Below are 14,931 nucleotides of genomic sequence, written 5' to 3' on the forward strand. Positions count from 1 at the left end.
GCGCGGATGCCGGCCGGGCGCGCAGCGAGGGCCGGAGCCGCGCCGATGGCGGACGTGGCCGTCCTCGGTGCGTGCCGTTCAGCGCGACAGGATCGACACCGCCGACGCCCCCGGGGCGCCGTAGAGGTGCGTGTAGCCGACGCGCGGAGTGCCGCCGACCTGGCGGTCGCCGGCGCGGCCCTGGAGCTGCTGGACGATCTCGTACACCTGGCGCAGGCCGGAGGCGCCGATCGGCTCCCCGTTGGCGATCAGGCCGCCGTCGGTGTTGACCGGCAGCCGCCCCGTCAGTTCGGTGGTGCCCTCGGCGACCCACTTCTCCTGCTCGCCGTCCGCGCAGAAGCCGTTCTCGGCCAGGTGGATGACCTCGGAGCCGGCGTCGGTGTCCTGCAGTTGCGCGACGTCGACGTCCCCCGGGCCGATGCCCGCCGCCTCGTAGGCGGCGCGGGACGCGTCGACCGTCGGGCTCGGCGCCGACTCCAGCGGCAGGGACGGGCTCTGCACCTCGAAGGCGCCCGCGCGGCGGCTGCGCAGCTCCGCGGCCCGGACGAACACGGGGGCCGAGGTGTACCGGCGGGCGAGGTCCGCCCGGCACAGCACGACCGCGGCCGCCCCCTCATCGGGGCCACAGAACATGTACCGGGTGAGCGGGTAGTTCACGATCTCGGAGTCGAGGATCTGCTCGGCCGTCATCGGGGTGCGCCGCCAGGCGTGCGGGGTGCGGGCGCCGTTGGCGAAGTTCTTCGCCGCGACCCGGGCCAGCGTCTCGCGGGTGACGCCGTGCTGGTGCATGTACCGGTTGATCTTCGTGCCGAAGAAGTGCGTCGTCAGGAACATCCCGGTCTGGCCGTACCAGGCCGGCAGGCCCATGATCGCCGGATCGCCGGAGAAGGCGCCGCGAGGGTGCTTGTCCATGCCGATCGCCATCGCGACGTCGGCCTCGCCGTAGCGGATGGCCCGCGCGGCCATCTGCAGGGAGGTGCCGCCGGTCGCGCAGCCGTTGAACACGCCACGCACCGGGATGCCGGTCAGGCCCAGCAGCCCGACGATCGCGTCCGGGTTGGACACCTCGTGGCTGCCGACGAACGCGGTCTGGACGTCGGCCCAGTCGGCGCCCGCGTCCGCGAGCGCGGCGCGGGCCGCCTCGGCGCCCATCTCCATGCACGGCTTGGCGCCGTACCGGCCGAACGGGAACAACCCGACCCCGACGATCGCGACGTCCGCCGTGCTCATGCGCTATCCCCCTGTTCCCGCTCGTCCGCTCCGCCCGTCGGCGTGAACGCGAAGGTCAGCACCTCGGTCCCGTCGGGGCGGGTCGTGTAGGGCACGACTGTCAGCTCCATCTCCTGGCCGATCGCGAGCCTCGCCGGGTCGGCCTCGGTGAGGCGGCCCTGGACGAGCAGCTCGCCCGGCAGCTCGACGTAGCCCACCGCGTACGGCACGAACGTCTCCGCCGTGTCGGCACCGTCGTAGGGCGGGGACGGCGGGCGGAACTGCTGGGTGGTGAAGCTCCAGAGCGTGCCGCGGCTGCCGAGCAGGCGCTCCTGCTCGCCGGTGCGGGCCGGGAAGGAGATCACCCCGTCCCGCTCCGAGCCGATCAGCCGGGGTTCGTCGGACGGCCAGGTGAACAAGCCCTCGGCCACCGGTACCTGCGCAACCATAGGTTGGATAATAGCAAGAAGTTAACTAATTAGCATCACTCGGACGAGCGCTCAGTCGCCGGGCTCGGAGCCGACGACGCCGACGAACGAGACGCACTCACCCGGCCGGCCACCCAGGTTGTGGGTGAGCGCGAGTGTCCGGCCCGCGTCCACCGAGGCGACCCGCCGCTCCGGCGGCGCCTCACGGCGTAGCTGCAGCCAGCACTCGAACATCATCCGCAGGCCGCTGGCGCCGATCGGGTGGCCGAAGGCCTTCAGCCCGCCGTCCGGGTTGACCGGCAGGTCCCCGCCGAGCTCGTAGGTCCCGGCGAGGACCTCCTTCCAGCCGAAGCCGCGGTCGGCGAAGCCGAGGTCCTCCATCAGGACCAGCTCGGTGGGCGTGAAGCAGTCATGGACCTCGGCCATCGCCAGTTCGCGGCGCGGGTCCGTCACCCCGGCCTGCCGGTAGGCGTCCCGCGCGCTCGCGACGACCTCGGGGAAGGTCGTGTAGTCGTAGGACGGGTCGGACGTACCGGTCGCCGGGCCCGCGACGAACGACAGGCCCTTCACGTAGATCGGCCGGTCGGTGTACCGGTGCGCGTCCTCGGCGCGGACCACGATCGCGGCGGCGCTGCCGTCGGAGACGCCGCTGCAGTCGAACACGCCCAGCGCCCCGGCGACCAGCGGCGCGGCGCACACCGCCTCGCGGCTGACCTCCTTGCGGAACTGCGCCCGCGGGTTGCGGGCGCCGTTGTAGTGGTTCTTCGCCGCGATCCTGGCGAGCACGTCCTTCAGCTCGGCGTCGTCGACGCCGTAGCGCCTCGCGTAGGCCGGCGCGAGCAGGCTGAACGCGGCCGGTGCCGTCAGGTCACTGCCCGTGCCGTCTCCAGGCACCGGGGTGGTCACGAGGCCGGAGAAGCCCGAGTCCTTGAGCTTCTCGACGCCGATCGCCATGGCCATGTCATAGGCGCCGGACGCGACGGCGTAGCAGGCGTTGCGCAGCGCCTCCGAACCAGTGGCGCAGAAGTTCTCCAGCCGGGTGACCGGCTTGTTGTCCAGCCGCAGCGCCCGCGAGAGCGTCAGCCCGCTGGTGCCGGAGCCCATCGTGCCGAGCCAGTAGGCGTCGATGTCGTCGCGGGTCACCCCGGCGGACGTCATGGCGGCCGTGGACGACTCGATCAGCAGGTCGGACACGCCCTTGTCCCAGTGCTCGCCGAAGGCCGTGCAGCCCATCCCGACGATCGCGACGCGGTCGCGGATACCCGATGACGCCATAGCTCAGCGCTCCTTGGTGAAACGAACCGGCCGGGCCTTCCAGAAATAGTTGTGAACCCCGTTTCCGGCGGTGGCCACACGCCGGAAGGTCATCTCGACCCGCTGGCCGATGGCGACGTCGCCAGCGCTGTCGGTCAGCTCGCAGTCGGTACGCCCGCCGCCGTCGAAGTCGACGACGACACCGACGAGCGGCGGGCTCGGGGTATGGGCGAGGCGGTCGACGGTGAAGGTAGCGATCTTCGCGGGCGTGTCCGCCAGTGCCACCGGGGTGGTCTCGTCCACCGCCGCGCACTTCTTGCAGACCCTGCCCGGGGGCAGCTGGATGTCGCCGCACGCGGTGCACTTCGACGCGACGAACCCGAACTTCCACGCGGCGCTGCGCAGTGACGGCGGGGCCGCCGGGGCCGCCGGGTCGGGGCGACGCGGCGGCTCCCGGTCCAGAAGGCCCTTCCAGGTCAGGAACGAGGCGTACGGCAGGGCGTCGTTTCCGGCGGCCACCTGGGCGGCGACGCCGACGGCCGGCCGGCCCGCGGGCAGGGCGTCGGTCGTCCGCCAGACGGTCGCGGTCGCGCCGTCGGCGAGCACGACCAGGGCGATCGTCTGGCCGGGCTCGGCCCGGTCGAGCACGTCGGCGAGCAGCAGCCCGGCCTGCGCCGTGCCGGGATTGCCGAGCGCCTCGGTGAGGTCGGGCGCGAGCGCGTCGCGGCGGGCGCCGCAGCGGGCGGCGAAGGCGCGGACCGCGCGGGCATGGGTGCCGGAGACGATCACATGGTCGAGCTGGTCGGGCGTGAGGTCGGCATCTTTGAGCGCGGCAGCGAACGCCTCGTGCGCGAGCGGCAGGTAGGCCTGCTCGCCGAAGCGCTCCTCCCAGCCGCGGGACGCGGACGCGCCGGGAATCCGCCACCGGTCGAGGAACTCGGCGGTGGCGCTGGCCTGGGCGACCAGTTCGGCCAGCACCGGGGCGCCCGGAGTGTCCGGCCCGACGAGCAGGGCCGCCGCCGCGTCGCCGCCCGCCGTCTCGTCCTGCCCGCCGGGCAGGCCTGTGCGGGTGTCCGCCAGCACGACCAGCCCGGTCGCGCCACCCACCGCGGCACCGGTGGCGGCGAGCAGGGCGCCGACGCCGCTGCGCACGGCGCCACCGAAGTCCACCGCGAGCACGTCCCGGCCGAGGCGGAGCGCCGCGTGGACGACGGTGGCGTTGGACTTGTCGGCGTACGCGGGGTCGGTGGTGCTGAAGTACAGCGTCCCCAGCGCGCCGGCCCGCCCGCGCAGCGCGGCCCGCGCCGCCTCGACGCCGAGTGTGGTCGTGTCCTCGTCGTAGCTGGCCACGGCCCGGGTGCCCTTGCCACCCCCGGCGCCCAGCGCGGCGGCGACCGCCGCGCGCCTCAGCCGCCAGTACGGCACGTGCGCGCCGTAGCCGGTGATCCCGACGGAGCTCGCCATGCGCCCTCCCACGAACGATCAGATCTGTCAGGTAGCCATCCGGGCGGGGACGGCCAGCGCCGCCCCGGGCCCGGGGTCAGTAGGAGCGCAGGCCCATGCTGCGGGCGATCGCGTTGCGCTGGATCTGGCTGGTGCCGCCGGAGATCGTCGCCACGATCGACTCCCGCCAGCGGAAGCTCATGACGCTCTCCGTCGAGAACCCGTGGCCGGCCAGGACCTGCATCCCCCAGCGGGCCGCCGACACGTAGGTCTCGGAGCCCTTCAGCTTCGCCATCGCGCCCTCGCGGGTGCACGGCTCGCCGACGGCGAGCAGGCACGCCGCGCGGTAGGACAGCAGCCGGGCCGCGTCGATCTCGGTCTGCAGGTCGGCCAGCGCGTGCGCGAGCGACTGGAACTCCCCGATCGGGCGCCCGAACGCCCGCCGCTCGCGCGCATAGGCCAGCGCCTCGTCGAGCGTCGCCTGCGCGGTGCCGACGTAGGCGGCGCTCATGAGGATCTTCTCGACGTCCAGGCCGGAGAGCATGACCTGCCAGCCGCCGTGCAGCGGGCCGACGAGGTTTTCCTTGGGGACATGCACGTCGGTGAGGAACACCTCGTTCGTGCCGAGGATGTGGCGAGCCAGCGTCGGTGTCCGGCGGATCTCCACGCCGGGCGAGGCCGGGTCGACGAGCAGGAGGGACAGCCCCCGGTGCCGGGGGGCGTCCKGGTCGGTCCGCACGTATATCGCGATCATCGCGCCGGGCACGCTGGCGCCGGTGCACCAGGCCTTCTGCCCGTTGACGACGAAGTGGTCGCCGTCGTCCACCGCGGACGTCCGCAGCGCCGCCACGTCGGAGCCGGCGTCGGGCTCGCTCATCGCCACGGCGAAGCGGGTCCGGCCGGCCATCATGTCGGCCAGGTAGCGCTCGTGCTGGGCCGGTGAGCCCCACCGCAACAGCGTCAGACCAGGGATGAACGTGCCTGCGTAGCACATCGCGATGTCGAGGCTGGCCCGCCCGAGCTCCTCTGCCAGCAGGCACAGCTCGACGATCCCGCCGTCGTCCCCGCCGAGCGCCGCGGGGAACGGCAGCGAGAGCCAGCCAAGCTCGGCCATCGCGGTGAACAGCTCGGCGGGGTACGTCCCCGCCTCGTCCCACGCCTTCGCCCGTTCGGGCGGGCACACCTTGGTCACGAACTCGCGCGCCGTCTCGCGCAGCAGGCGCTGCTCGTCAGTCAGTCCGAAGTCCATGTCCCCATCCCGGGTCACCATCGGGCGCGCGGGGCCGCCGCGCCGCGGGCACCGCGCATGGGCGCGGCCCCGGCATCCACGACGGAGGCCCACCCCATCGCATTATTAGTTAGAAAATTACACGATTTTGGGCGTACGGCAAGGCATGGGCGAGCCGGCTCAGGACGACTCCCGCCGTCAGCGGCCGGTGAAGACCGCCTTGCCCGGGCCGCGTTCGAGGAACGACGTCATGCCCTCGGCGCGGTCCTCGGTCGCGAACAGGCCCAGGAAGTGCGAGCGCTCGATGGCCAGGCCGCTGTCCAGCGGAACCTCGAGGCCCTCGTCGACGGCGAGCTTGAGTGCCCGCAGGGCCAGCGCCGGCCCGGTGGCGAACGCCGCCGCCCTGGCGAGCGCCGCCTGGTAGACCTCCCCGACGGGGAGCACCGCGTCGACGAGACCCGTCGCGAGCGCCTCGTCCGCGCGCACCTGCCGGCCGGTGTACAGCAGGTCCTTGGCCACCGCCGGGCCGACGAGCCGAGCCAGCCGCTGGGTGCCGCCGCCACACGGGATCGTGCCGAGCAGGACCTCGGGCAGCCCGAGCCGGACGTCCCGCGCCGCCATCCGGAAGTCGCAGGCGAGCGCGATCTCCAGGCCACCGCCAAGCGCGAAACCGGTGAGAGCGGCGATGGTCGGCTTGCCGATGCCGGCGACCGCGCCGAGGGTGGCCTGCAGCTCCCCGACGTCCGCGACCATGCCCGTGAGGTCGGTCGCGGCGAGCTCACGCACGTCGGCCCCGGCCGCGAAGCTCCTGTCTCCGCCGTACACGACCACCGCGCGCACGTCGTCGCGCCGGCCGGCCTCGGCCGCCGCCGCGGCGAGCTGGGCGCGCATCTCGGCGTTCACCGCGTTGACGGGCGGGCGGTCCAGCCGGATCGTGCCGACACCGTCGGCGGCCTCCAGGCGGACGAGTGGCTGCGTGCTGGCGGCTCCCATCAGGCGGCCGGCCCGTCGAGGCGCAGCGCCCTGCCGACGATCTCCTTCATGACCTCGTTACTGCCGGCGTAGATCCGCTGGACCCGGCTGTCGCGCCACAGCCGGGCGATCTCGTACTCGTTCATGTAGCCGTAGCCGCCGAACAGCTGCAGGCAGCGGTCGACGACCTGGTTCTGGGTGTCGGTCGTCCACTGCTTGAGCCCGGCGGCGTCCTCGGGCGAGAGGTCGCCGGCCAGGTGCTCCACCACGGCCTTGTCGACGTAGGCCTGCGCGACCTCGCACAGCGTCTTGACCTCGGCCAGCTCGAACCGGGTGTTCTGGAAGCCGCCCAGCGTCTGGCCGAAGGCCTGGCGGGAGCGGACGTAGTCGATGGTCAGCCCGAGGGCCCGCCACATCACGCCGGTGGCGGCGACGCCCGCGCCGAGGCGCTCCTGCGGCAGGTTGCGCATCAGGTAGCCGAAGCCCCTGCCCTCCTCGCCGAGCAGGTTCGCCACCGGCACCCGCACGTCGCGGAAGAACAACTCGGTGGTGTCCTGCGAGCGCTGGCCGACCTTGTCGAGGTGCCGGCCGCGCTCGAAGCCGGGCATGCCGTCCTCGACGACGAGCAGGCTTACGCCCTTGTGCCGCTGCGCCGGATCGGTCTTGACCGCGACGACGGCCTTGTCGAGCAGCAGCCCGTTGGTGATGAACGTCTTCGCGCCGTTGACGACGTAGGCGTCCCCGTCGCGCAGCGCGGTCGCGCGGATCGAGGCGACGTCGCTGCCCGCGCCCGGCTCGCTGATGGCCAGGCCCCAGATGGTGTCGCCGGTGACCGAGCCGGGCAGCCAGCGGGCCTTCTGCTCCTGGCTGGTCAGGTCGATCAGGTAGGGCGGCATGACGTCGTTCTGCAGGCCAAAGCCGACGCCCGCGGTGCCGGTCGCGTAGATCTCCTCCGCGAGCACCTGGGAGTAGCGGTAGTCCCGGACGCCCTGGCCGCCGAACTCCTCGGGCGCCTCCCAGAGCAGCATCCCGGCGACGCCGGCCCGCCGCCAGACGTCGCGGTCGACCTGGCCAGCCCGCTCCCACTCGTCGACCCTCGGCGCGCACTCCTTGACGAAGAACGACCGGCACAGGTCGCGGAACGCCTCGTGCTCCACCTCGAAGTGCCTGCGCTGCACGGTGTCCGCCTCCTGGGGATACATGAGGGCCTGGCGGGCCGGGTCGCCGGGCAGCCAGGGCTACTCCCCGAGCCCAACCTGGACCACCCGGCCCCGCGATAGGACGTACTTGTATCAATTAACTATCTTATTCGCGTAGAGTCCATCGCACGGGCGGGCGCCCGGCCGACGTGCGGCCGGTCACGGGCGGCGCCCACCCGCGACCCTCGACCTGGAAGGGCGGCCCGATGTCCGACCTGTACACGGACTTCCCCAGTCTTCGGCTCGAGCGGCCCGAGCCCGGCGTCCTCGAGCTCGTCTTCGACGGCCCGGGCCTGAACGCGGTGAGCCCCCGGATGCACCGCGACCTCGCGGAGGTCTGGAGAGTGGTCGACCGGGATCCCGACACGCAGGTGGTCGTGGTCCGCGGCGAGGGCCGCGGGTTCTCCGCCGGCGGCCGCTTCGACCTGCTCGCCGACATGACGGGTGACTACGCCACCCGCACCCGGGTCATGCGGGAGGCCCGCGACCTCGTCTACAACGTCATCAACTGCTCGAAACCGATCGTGTCGGCCATCCACGGCCCGGCCGTGGGCGCCGGCCTGGTCGTCGGCGTGCTGGCCGACGTCTCGATCGCGGCGAGGACCGCGCGCATCCTCGACGGGCACACCCGGCTGGGCGTCGCGGCCGGCGACCACGCCGTGATCAGCTGGCCGATCCTCGCCGGGATGGCGAAGGCGAAGTACTACCTGCTCACCAACGACACCCTGACCGGCGCCGAGGCGGAGCGGATCGGGCTGGTGTCGCTGGCCGTCGACGAGGCCGACCTGCGCGACACCGCACTCGGCGTCGCGCGCAAGCTGATGGCCGTCTCCCCCAGCGCCGTCCGCTGGACGAAGTACGCGCTGAACAACTGGTACCGCGCGATGGGCCCGAGCTTCGACGCGTCGCTGGCACTGGAGTTCTACGGCTTCGGTGGGCCCGACCCCGTCGAGGGCATGGCGGCGATCCAGGAGAAGCGTCCCGCGCGGTTCACCGGCGCGACCGGCGACGACGACGCCCCGCCGGCCGGCTGAAGCCAGGTATGACGACCACGTCCGAAGGGCGCTCCCCCCAGACCGGCGTGAGCCCCGGCGGCGCGGGCCAGGGCGGTGCCGGACCAGGCCGCCAGGTACGCGTACCCAAGGCCGGGGAGCTGGTCGCGAGCCAGGTACGCGGGAGGATCGTGCGAGGCGAGCTCGCCGAGGGCACCATGCTCCCGTCGGAGTCCGTCCTCATGGCCCAGTTCGGCGTCTCCCGGCCAACGCTGCGCGAAGGCTTCCGCATGCTCGAGGCCGAGGGCCTCATCACCGTGCTGCGCGGGTCCCGGGGCGGCGCCCGGGTCCAGGTGCCCAGCCCCGCGGCGCTCGCCCGTCAGGCAGGCGCCGTGCTGCAGCACCGCGGAGCCCGGCTGAAGGACGTCTTCGAGATCCGCACGCTGCTGGAGGGCCAGGCCGCGGCCCGGCTGGCGGCGGCCCGCACCCCGGCGAAGGTGGCCCGGCTCGAGGAACTGCTCGCCGCGGAGGCACGCGCGCACACCGCCGCCCGCCACGACGACTTCCTCACCGCCGACCAGGACCTGCACCTGGGCCTGGTGGAGCTGGCCGACAGCCCCACCCTCAGCCTGCTGGTCCGGATGCTCTACGCCGTCGTCGAGACAGCCAACGTCTCATCGACCTGGGACGCGCCGCCGGACACCCACGCCGCCCTGCGCGAGCGCACCCATCGCAGCCACCGGAGGCTGGTCGCGCTGCTGCGGGACGGGACGGCCATCGAGGTCGAGGCCTACTGGACCCGCCACCTGGAGTCGGTGAGCACGTTCCTGCTCACGGGCGTTCCGGCCGAGACCGCCGTCGACCTGATGAGCTGAGCGGCCACACCCCCTAGCGAGACCGCCAAGCAAGCACGATGATTTAGCGCTATCGCAAGACGGCCGCCAGCCGAGCAGGCGGCCAGCGGGCACCGGCCGGACATGGCGGCCGCGTTCCGACGCAGACGACGCGGGAGGACCCAGGATGAGGCTCATCGTCGCCGACGAGCAGCCGCCACGGCTCTTACTCGAGGCGGCCGCCACCTACTCGACCCACTGCTGCGCGGGGGTGCTCGACCTGCGGCGCGACCGCGCCGGCTACTGGCAGGCGACGCACATCCACGAGCCCGGCTGCCAGCACCCCGAGGTGGCGCCGTGGACGGGCGAGCCCGCGCGCGACGGCGAGCCGGTGGCCGCGCACCGCGTCGACCGGTCGGCGCGGCGCGCGCCCCGCCGCCCCGCCGCTCGTCCCGCCGGGGCCGGACGCCGCCGTGGGCGCGCCACCGGGCCAGGCTGACGACCGGGAAGCGGCCCACATCACCCACCCAAATTAGATAAATAATCTATCTTTATCTCATGGACCTGCGCTACCCACCCGACGTCGAGGCCTTCCGCGCCGAGGTGCGCGCCATCCTCGCCGAGGAGCTCCCGGCGGGCTTCGCCGGCCTCKGGGCGATCGAGGACCGGACCGCCGCGGAGGAGTTCGTCGAGAGCTGGCGGGCCACGCTGTACCGGCGCGGGCTGCTCGGGGTCACCTGGCCCGTCGAGTACGGCGGCCGAGACCTGTCCCGCCTGCACCAGGTCGCCCTCGTCGAGGAGCTGGCCCGCGCCGGCGTTCCCTACGGAGCGCCGTACGACACCTACGCGATCAAGATGCTGGGCTCGACCCTGCTGCGCTTTGGCACCCCCGCGCAGAAGGAGCGGTTCCTGCCCCTGATCCTGTCCGGCGAGGAGCACTGGTGCCAGGGCTACTCCGAGCCCGAGGCGGGTTCCGACCTGGCCTCGCTGCGCACCCGGGCACGCCTCGAGGGTGGCGAGTGGGTCATCGACGGCCAGAAGATCTGGACGTCGCACGCCTTCGACGCCGACTGGATCTTCGTCCTCGCCCGGTCCGATCCCGCCGCCGCCCGCAACCGCGGGATCAGCTTCCTGCTCGTGCCGATCGACCAGCCTGGCATCGAGATTCGGCGCATCCGCCAGATGACGGGCGAGAGTGACTTCTGCGAGGTCTTCTTTACCGAGGCACGCACGGCGGCCGAGAACGTCGTCGGCGCGCCCGGCGAAGGCTGGAAGGTGGCGACGGCGCTGCTGGGCCACGAGCGCGGCGAGGAGGCCGCGACCAACCCGATCCTGTTCCGCTCGGAGCTCGACCGCCTGATCCGGCTGGCCCGGCAGGACGGCAAGGCCGGCGATCCGGTGGTCCGACAGCGGCTCGCCGACGCCGTCGTCCGGGTCGAGGTCATGCGCCACCTGGGCTACCGGATCCTCACCGGCCTCGCGGGAGGCGGCGAGCTGGCCGCGACGGCGTCGGTCGCCAAGCTGTACTGGAGCGAGTACCACCAGCGGGTGACGGAGCTGGCCGAGGACGTCCTCGGCCCCCGGGGGCAGGTGCTCCAGGGCCGCCCGCCACTGCGGGCCTACCGGGCCGACGACCCGGGCGTGCCAGCCAGCTCGACCGCCTCGTGGGCCGGCGCCTGGATGGCGGCGCGCTCCGGCACCATCTATGCCGGCGCGTCCGAGATCCAGCGCAACATCATCTCCGAGACGGTCCTGGGCCTGCCCCGCGAGCCCCGCCCGGCGGCCTAGGCCACCTGCCCGCCCTACGCGCGCAGCAGGCCGCGTACGGCCGCGGCGCCGGCGACCGCCTCCATCGGGTCGCCGGCGGCCGCGATCAGGCAGATCTCGCCCGCCCCGGCCGCCACGTAGGGAGCCAGGAACTCGGCGACGTCGTCGGGCCGCCCGGCCGGGCACCACCGGGCGAACCGTTCGAAGGGCAGCCCGTAGAGGCCCTCCATCTCGGCGGCCAGGGCCGCCGCGGCCCGCCGCGGGTCGGCGCCGAAGCCGCACCACACCTGGAGGCCGTGTCGCCAGGCCGGCGCGGCCCGCCCGGCGTCCGCCGCGATCGTCTCGAMCTGGCCGACAGCCTCGGCGAAGCGGCGCGGCGAGACCCAGACCCCGAGCCAGCCATCGCCATGCAGCGCGGCCCGGCGCAGCGCCGCGTCCGACCGCCCACCGACGATGATCGGGACGGGACGGGACGGCGCCGGCCGCACCGCCACGCCGGACAGCGAGAAGAACGGCCCCTCGTGATCGACCGGCTCGCCGGTGAGCAGCCGGCGCAGAACCGCCAGGCTCTCGTCGAGCCGGCGTCCCCTGGTCGCCGGGTCGACGCCGAGCGCGGCGACCTCGGCACGGTCCTCGCCCCCGGCGCCGACGCCGAAGGAGAGCCCGCCCGGCGCGAGCGCGGCGACGTCGACCAGCTGGCGGGCGACGGCGACCGGATGACGCAGCGCGAGCTGGTAGACCGACACAGCGATCCGCGCCCGGCGTGCAAGCGCGGCCAGGGCCGCGGCCTGGACCAGGCCGTCCCCGCCCTGGCCACCGTGGAAGGTCACGTGGTCCCCCACGGCCAGCAGGTCCAGCCCGGCGTCCTCGGCCCGCGCGACCGCGCCGGGCAGCAGGCCGGCGGTGAACAGCCCGCGGGGAACCCGCAGGCCCACGCGTGGGCCCGCGGATGCCGGCCCGGCCGCGGCCGGGCCCGTCGGGATCGCCACCGGATCAGGCCATCGTCAGGCCGCCGCTGACGGACAGGGTCTGGCCGGTCACGTAGCCGGCGCCGTCCGACGCGAGGAAGGCGACCGCCGGCGCGATGTCCTCGGGGGTGGCGATCCGGCGCATCGGGACCGCCTTGGCCAGGCCTTCGTAGAGCTTCTGGCTGACGGCGGCGACCTGGTCGAGCAGCGCGGTGTCGGTGGGGCCGGGGCAGACGCTGTTCACCGTCACACCGTGCCGGGCGACCTCCCGGGCCAGGGCCTTGCCGAAGGCGATCACTCCGCCCTTGCTGCCGCTGTAGACGACCTCGCCCGACGAGCCTACCCGGCCGGCATCCGACGCGATCATCACGACGCGGCCCCAGCCGCGTTCGACCATCGGGTCGAGCACGGCCCGGGTCATCCGGATCGTGCCGAGCAGGTTCACCGCGACGATGCGGGCCCACTCCTCCTCCGTGGAGTCGAGGAACGGCTTGATCACGTCGACGCCGGCGTTGTTGACGAGGACCTCGACCGGGCCGAGCGTCTCGGTCACCCGTGCGACGGCGGCGCCGACGCCCGCCGCGTCGGTGATGTCGACGCCCACCCCGATCGCCCGGACGCCGTGGCGCTCGGTGAGCCCGGACGCCACCTTCCCGGCCGCGTCGGCGTCGAGGTCGAGCACCGCCACGTCGTGGCCCGCCGCCGCGAGACCCTCCGCGATCGCCGTGCCGATCCCACGCGCCGCGCCGGTCACCACCGCTGTCCGACCCATCGTCGTTCCCCTCTCGGCCTCGCCGCCGACCCGGGCGGGAGGCCCGCTCACGCGGGCCGGCCAGTCGGGTCGCCAGCCTTCCAACAGATTGAATTAGTATGTTAATTTATCTGTTCGGGAGTCGGGAGGACAGCGGTCCGGCTCACGCCATCCGAGCCCCGCGTGGACGGAGGAGGTCATCATTGGTGCCGCATCCCCAGCTCCCGCCGGTCGTTGACCCGAAGGAGTTCGCCGGCCGGGTCGTGCTGGTCACCGCGGCCGCGGGCGGCGGCATCGGCGAGGCGACCGCTCGGCGGTTCGCCGCCGCGGGCGCGACGGTGGTCGTCACCGACGCGCACCGGGGGCGCACCGAGGCCGTCGCCGCGCGGCTGGCGCGGGAGCACCGCCACGCGACCGTCGTCGGCCATCAGCTCGACGTCGGTAGCCGGGCCGCGATCGACATCGTCGTCGAGACCGTGCTCGCCGACCATGGGGCGGTCGACGTGCTGGTGAACAACGCGGCGTTCAACCGGATGGGCGGGCACTTCGACTACGACCCGGCCGACTGGGACCGAGCGGTCGAGATCAACCTCAGTGGGCCGTGGTACCTGTGCCGGCGGCTGCTGCCCGCGATGCGCGACCGCCGGCGCGGGGTCGTCGTCAACGTCTCCTCCTACGCCCCCGACGTGGGCGGCAACGGCCTGGAGAGCCCGTACGCGATCACCAAGGGCGGCCTGAACGTGCTGACCCGGTCGGTGGCCCACGAGGGCGGGCCCTTCGGGATCCGGGCCGTGACGGTGGCGATGGGAGTCGTCGGCGGCACCCGGTTCATCGACCAGCACCCGGAGATCATCGAGGACCCGGGCAACCGCGGACCGCTGCCGTGGATGCCGACGGCGGGCGACATCGCCGAGACCATCGCCTTCCTCGCCAGCGACCGGGCCCGCTGCGTCACGGGCGAGTCGGTCAACGTGGCCAGCGGCGCCTACATGCGCACCTGACCTCGACGAGCCGGCCGGACAGCCCGGCCGGCGACAGCCGGGAACAGGCGACGACGAGGGAGAAAGCGTGCAGGGACGGGTCGCGATCGTCACGGGCGGCACCCGCGGCCTCGGCGCCGCGGTCACCGAGCTGCTGGTGGCCGGTGGGGCGCACGTCGCGGCGGTCTACGCCGGCGACCACGACAGGGCGCGGGCGCTGCGAGACCGCCTGGCCGACACCGGCGGCTCGGTGAGCCTGCACCCGGGCGACGTCGGCGACCGCGCGTTCGCGCGCGGACTCGTCGCCGACGTGGTCGCGACCCATGGCCGCCTCGATCACCTGGTCAACAACGCCGGCCTGCTGGTGGAGAACAAGGCCGCGCGGCTGACCGCGGACGAATGGGACCTGGCGCTGCGGGTCAACCTGTCCGGCCCGTGGCACCTGGCACAGGCGGCGCTGGAGCCGATGGAGCGGCAGCGGTTCGGCCGGATCGTCAACATCGGCTCGGTCACCGCCCCCATGGGCCATCCCTCGCAGGTCGGCTACGGAGCGGCGAAGGCGGGACTGGCGGGCCTGACCCGGTCGCTGGCCAGGGCCGTCGCGCGCAGGGGCATCACCGTCAACCTCGTCGTGCCCGGTGTCTTCGAGACCGACATGACCCACGCGATGGCGCCCTCGTCGCAGGAGGCCATCCGCGGCCTCATCCCGATGGGTCGCCGCGGCGACCCGGCGGAGCTTGCCCACGCCGTCGCCTTCCTGCTCGACGAGCGCGCCAGCTACGTCACCGGGTCGGTGGTGACCGTCGACGGCGGCCTGAGCATGGGCGCCTGACCGGCCCGCACCCCGTCCGCCGACGGGCGCCCCACGACGCCCGCGGCACCTCATTCCCACGGCCAAGGAGACCCG

At 73.6% G+C, this 14,931-nt stretch carries 15 protein-coding genes; 6 read left to right on the forward strand and 9 right to left on the reverse strand.

Features of this window, described 5'->3' with window-relative positions; genetic code table 11:
- Nucleotides 1-78: 78 nt before the first annotated feature.
- The 7 genes from BCD49_RS36320 to BCD49_RS36350 all read right to left on the reverse strand — a co-directional run bounded on the left by BCD49_RS36320 (nt 79) and on the right by BCD49_RS36350 (nt 7,712).
- The gene (locus tag BCD49_RS36320; RefSeq protein ID WP_007507309.1) at nt 79-1,230 is read right to left on the reverse strand and encodes a thiolase family protein; all 1,152 of its coding nucleotides are present in this window, start codon (nt 1,228-1,230) and stop codon (nt 79-81) included.
- On the reverse strand, nt 1,227-1,658 hold the full coding sequence (locus tag BCD49_RS36325) for a Zn-ribbon domain-containing OB-fold protein (protein WP_027140577.1): 432 nt from the start codon (nt 1,656-1,658) through the stop codon (nt 1,227-1,229). Before BCD49_RS36325 ends, BCD49_RS36320 begins: the two co-directional genes overlap by 4 nt.
- Before the next feature lie 51 nt (nt 1,659-1,709).
- Nucleotides 1,710-2,912, reverse strand: a complete 1,203-nt coding sequence (locus tag BCD49_RS36330; protein WP_007507314.1) for an acetyl-CoA acetyltransferase — start codon at nt 2,910-2,912, stop codon at nt 1,710-1,712.
- 3 nt (nt 2,913-2,915) lie between these two features.
- Nucleotides 2,916-4,355, reverse strand: coding sequence for an OB-fold domain-containing protein (locus tag BCD49_RS36335; RefSeq protein WP_007507317.1), 1,440 nt, complete (start codon nt 4,353-4,355; stop codon nt 2,916-2,918).
- A gap of 76 nt (nt 4,356-4,431) precedes the next feature.
- Nucleotides 4,432-5,583 carry an acyl-CoA dehydrogenase family protein gene (locus tag BCD49_RS36340; RefSeq protein WP_071042420.1) on the reverse strand — a complete coding sequence of 384 codons (1,152 nt, stop codon included), beginning with the start codon at nt 5,581-5,583 and terminating at the stop codon, nt 4,432-4,434.
- 177 nt (nt 5,584-5,760) lie between these two features.
- Complete coding sequence (locus tag BCD49_RS36345; RefSeq protein ID WP_007507321.1) at nt 5,761-6,555, reverse strand: enoyl-CoA hydratase/isomerase family protein; 795 nt, start codon at nt 6,553-6,555, stop codon at nt 5,761-5,763.
- A complete protein-coding gene (locus BCD49_RS36350; RefSeq protein WP_027140576.1) occupies nt 6,555-7,712 on the reverse strand; it encodes an acyl-CoA dehydrogenase family protein in 1,158 nt (385 codons plus the stop codon). Before BCD49_RS36350 ends, BCD49_RS36345 begins: the two co-directional genes overlap by 1 nt.
- Before the next feature lie 227 nt (nt 7,713-7,939).
- On the opposite strand from BCD49_RS36350, the gene BCD49_RS36355 reads away from it, so the two are divergent.
- From BCD49_RS36355 to BCD49_RS36370, 4 genes are all read left to right on the forward strand, one after another.
- The gene (locus BCD49_RS36355; protein ID WP_007507325.1) at nt 7,940-8,767 is read left to right on the forward strand and encodes an enoyl-CoA hydratase/isomerase family protein; all 828 of its coding nucleotides are present in this window, start codon (nt 7,940-7,942) and stop codon (nt 8,765-8,767) included.
- 8 nt (nt 8,768-8,775) lie between these two features.
- The gene (locus BCD49_RS36360) at nt 8,776-9,600 is read left to right on the forward strand and encodes a FadR/GntR family transcriptional regulator (protein ID WP_007507328.1); all 825 of its coding nucleotides are present in this window, start codon (nt 8,776-8,778) and stop codon (nt 9,598-9,600) included.
- A gap of 145 nt (nt 9,601-9,745) precedes the next feature.
- Entirely contained in the window at nt 9,746-10,057 is a 312-nt protein-coding gene (locus BCD49_RS36365) for a hypothetical protein (RefSeq protein WP_007507330.1), read from the forward strand.
- Nucleotides 10,058-10,116: 59 nt separating this feature from the next.
- A complete protein-coding gene (locus tag BCD49_RS36370; protein ID WP_071042421.1) occupies nt 10,117-11,346 on the forward strand; it encodes an acyl-CoA dehydrogenase family protein in 1,230 nt (409 codons plus the stop codon).
- 14 nt (nt 11,347-11,360) lie between these two features.
- On the opposite strand, the gene BCD49_RS36375 is transcribed toward BCD49_RS36370, so the two are convergent.
- Both BCD49_RS36375 and BCD49_RS36380 read right to left on the reverse strand, forming a co-directional pair.
- Nucleotides 11,361-12,314, reverse strand: coding sequence for an LLM class flavin-dependent oxidoreductase (locus BCD49_RS36375; protein WP_083401910.1), 954 nt, complete (start codon nt 12,312-12,314; stop codon nt 11,361-11,363).
- A 4-nt stretch (nt 12,315-12,318) separates the two neighbouring features.
- A complete protein-coding gene (locus tag BCD49_RS36380) occupies nt 12,319-13,065 on the reverse strand; it encodes an SDR family NAD(P)-dependent oxidoreductase (RefSeq protein WP_007507336.1) in 747 nt (248 codons plus the stop codon).
- 185 nt (nt 13,066-13,250) lie between these two features.
- On the opposite strand from BCD49_RS36380, the gene BCD49_RS36385 reads away from it, so the two are divergent.
- Complete coding sequence (locus tag BCD49_RS36385; protein WP_007507338.1) at nt 13,251-14,045, forward strand: SDR family NAD(P)-dependent oxidoreductase; 795 nt, start codon at nt 13,251-13,253, stop codon at nt 14,043-14,045.
- A gap of 67 nt (nt 14,046-14,112) precedes the next feature.
- Nucleotides 14,113-14,856, forward strand: a complete 744-nt coding sequence (locus tag BCD49_RS36390; protein WP_007507340.1) for a 3-oxoacyl-ACP reductase family protein — start codon at nt 14,113-14,115, stop codon at nt 14,854-14,856.
- Nucleotides 14,857-14,931 lie beyond the last annotated feature (75 nt).

It is taken from the genome of Pseudofrankia sp. EUN1h, from assembly GCF_001854645.1.
In the GTDB taxonomy this organism is placed as follows: domain Bacteria; phylum Actinomycetota; class Actinomycetes; order Frankiales; family Frankiaceae; genus Pseudofrankia; species Pseudofrankia saprophytica.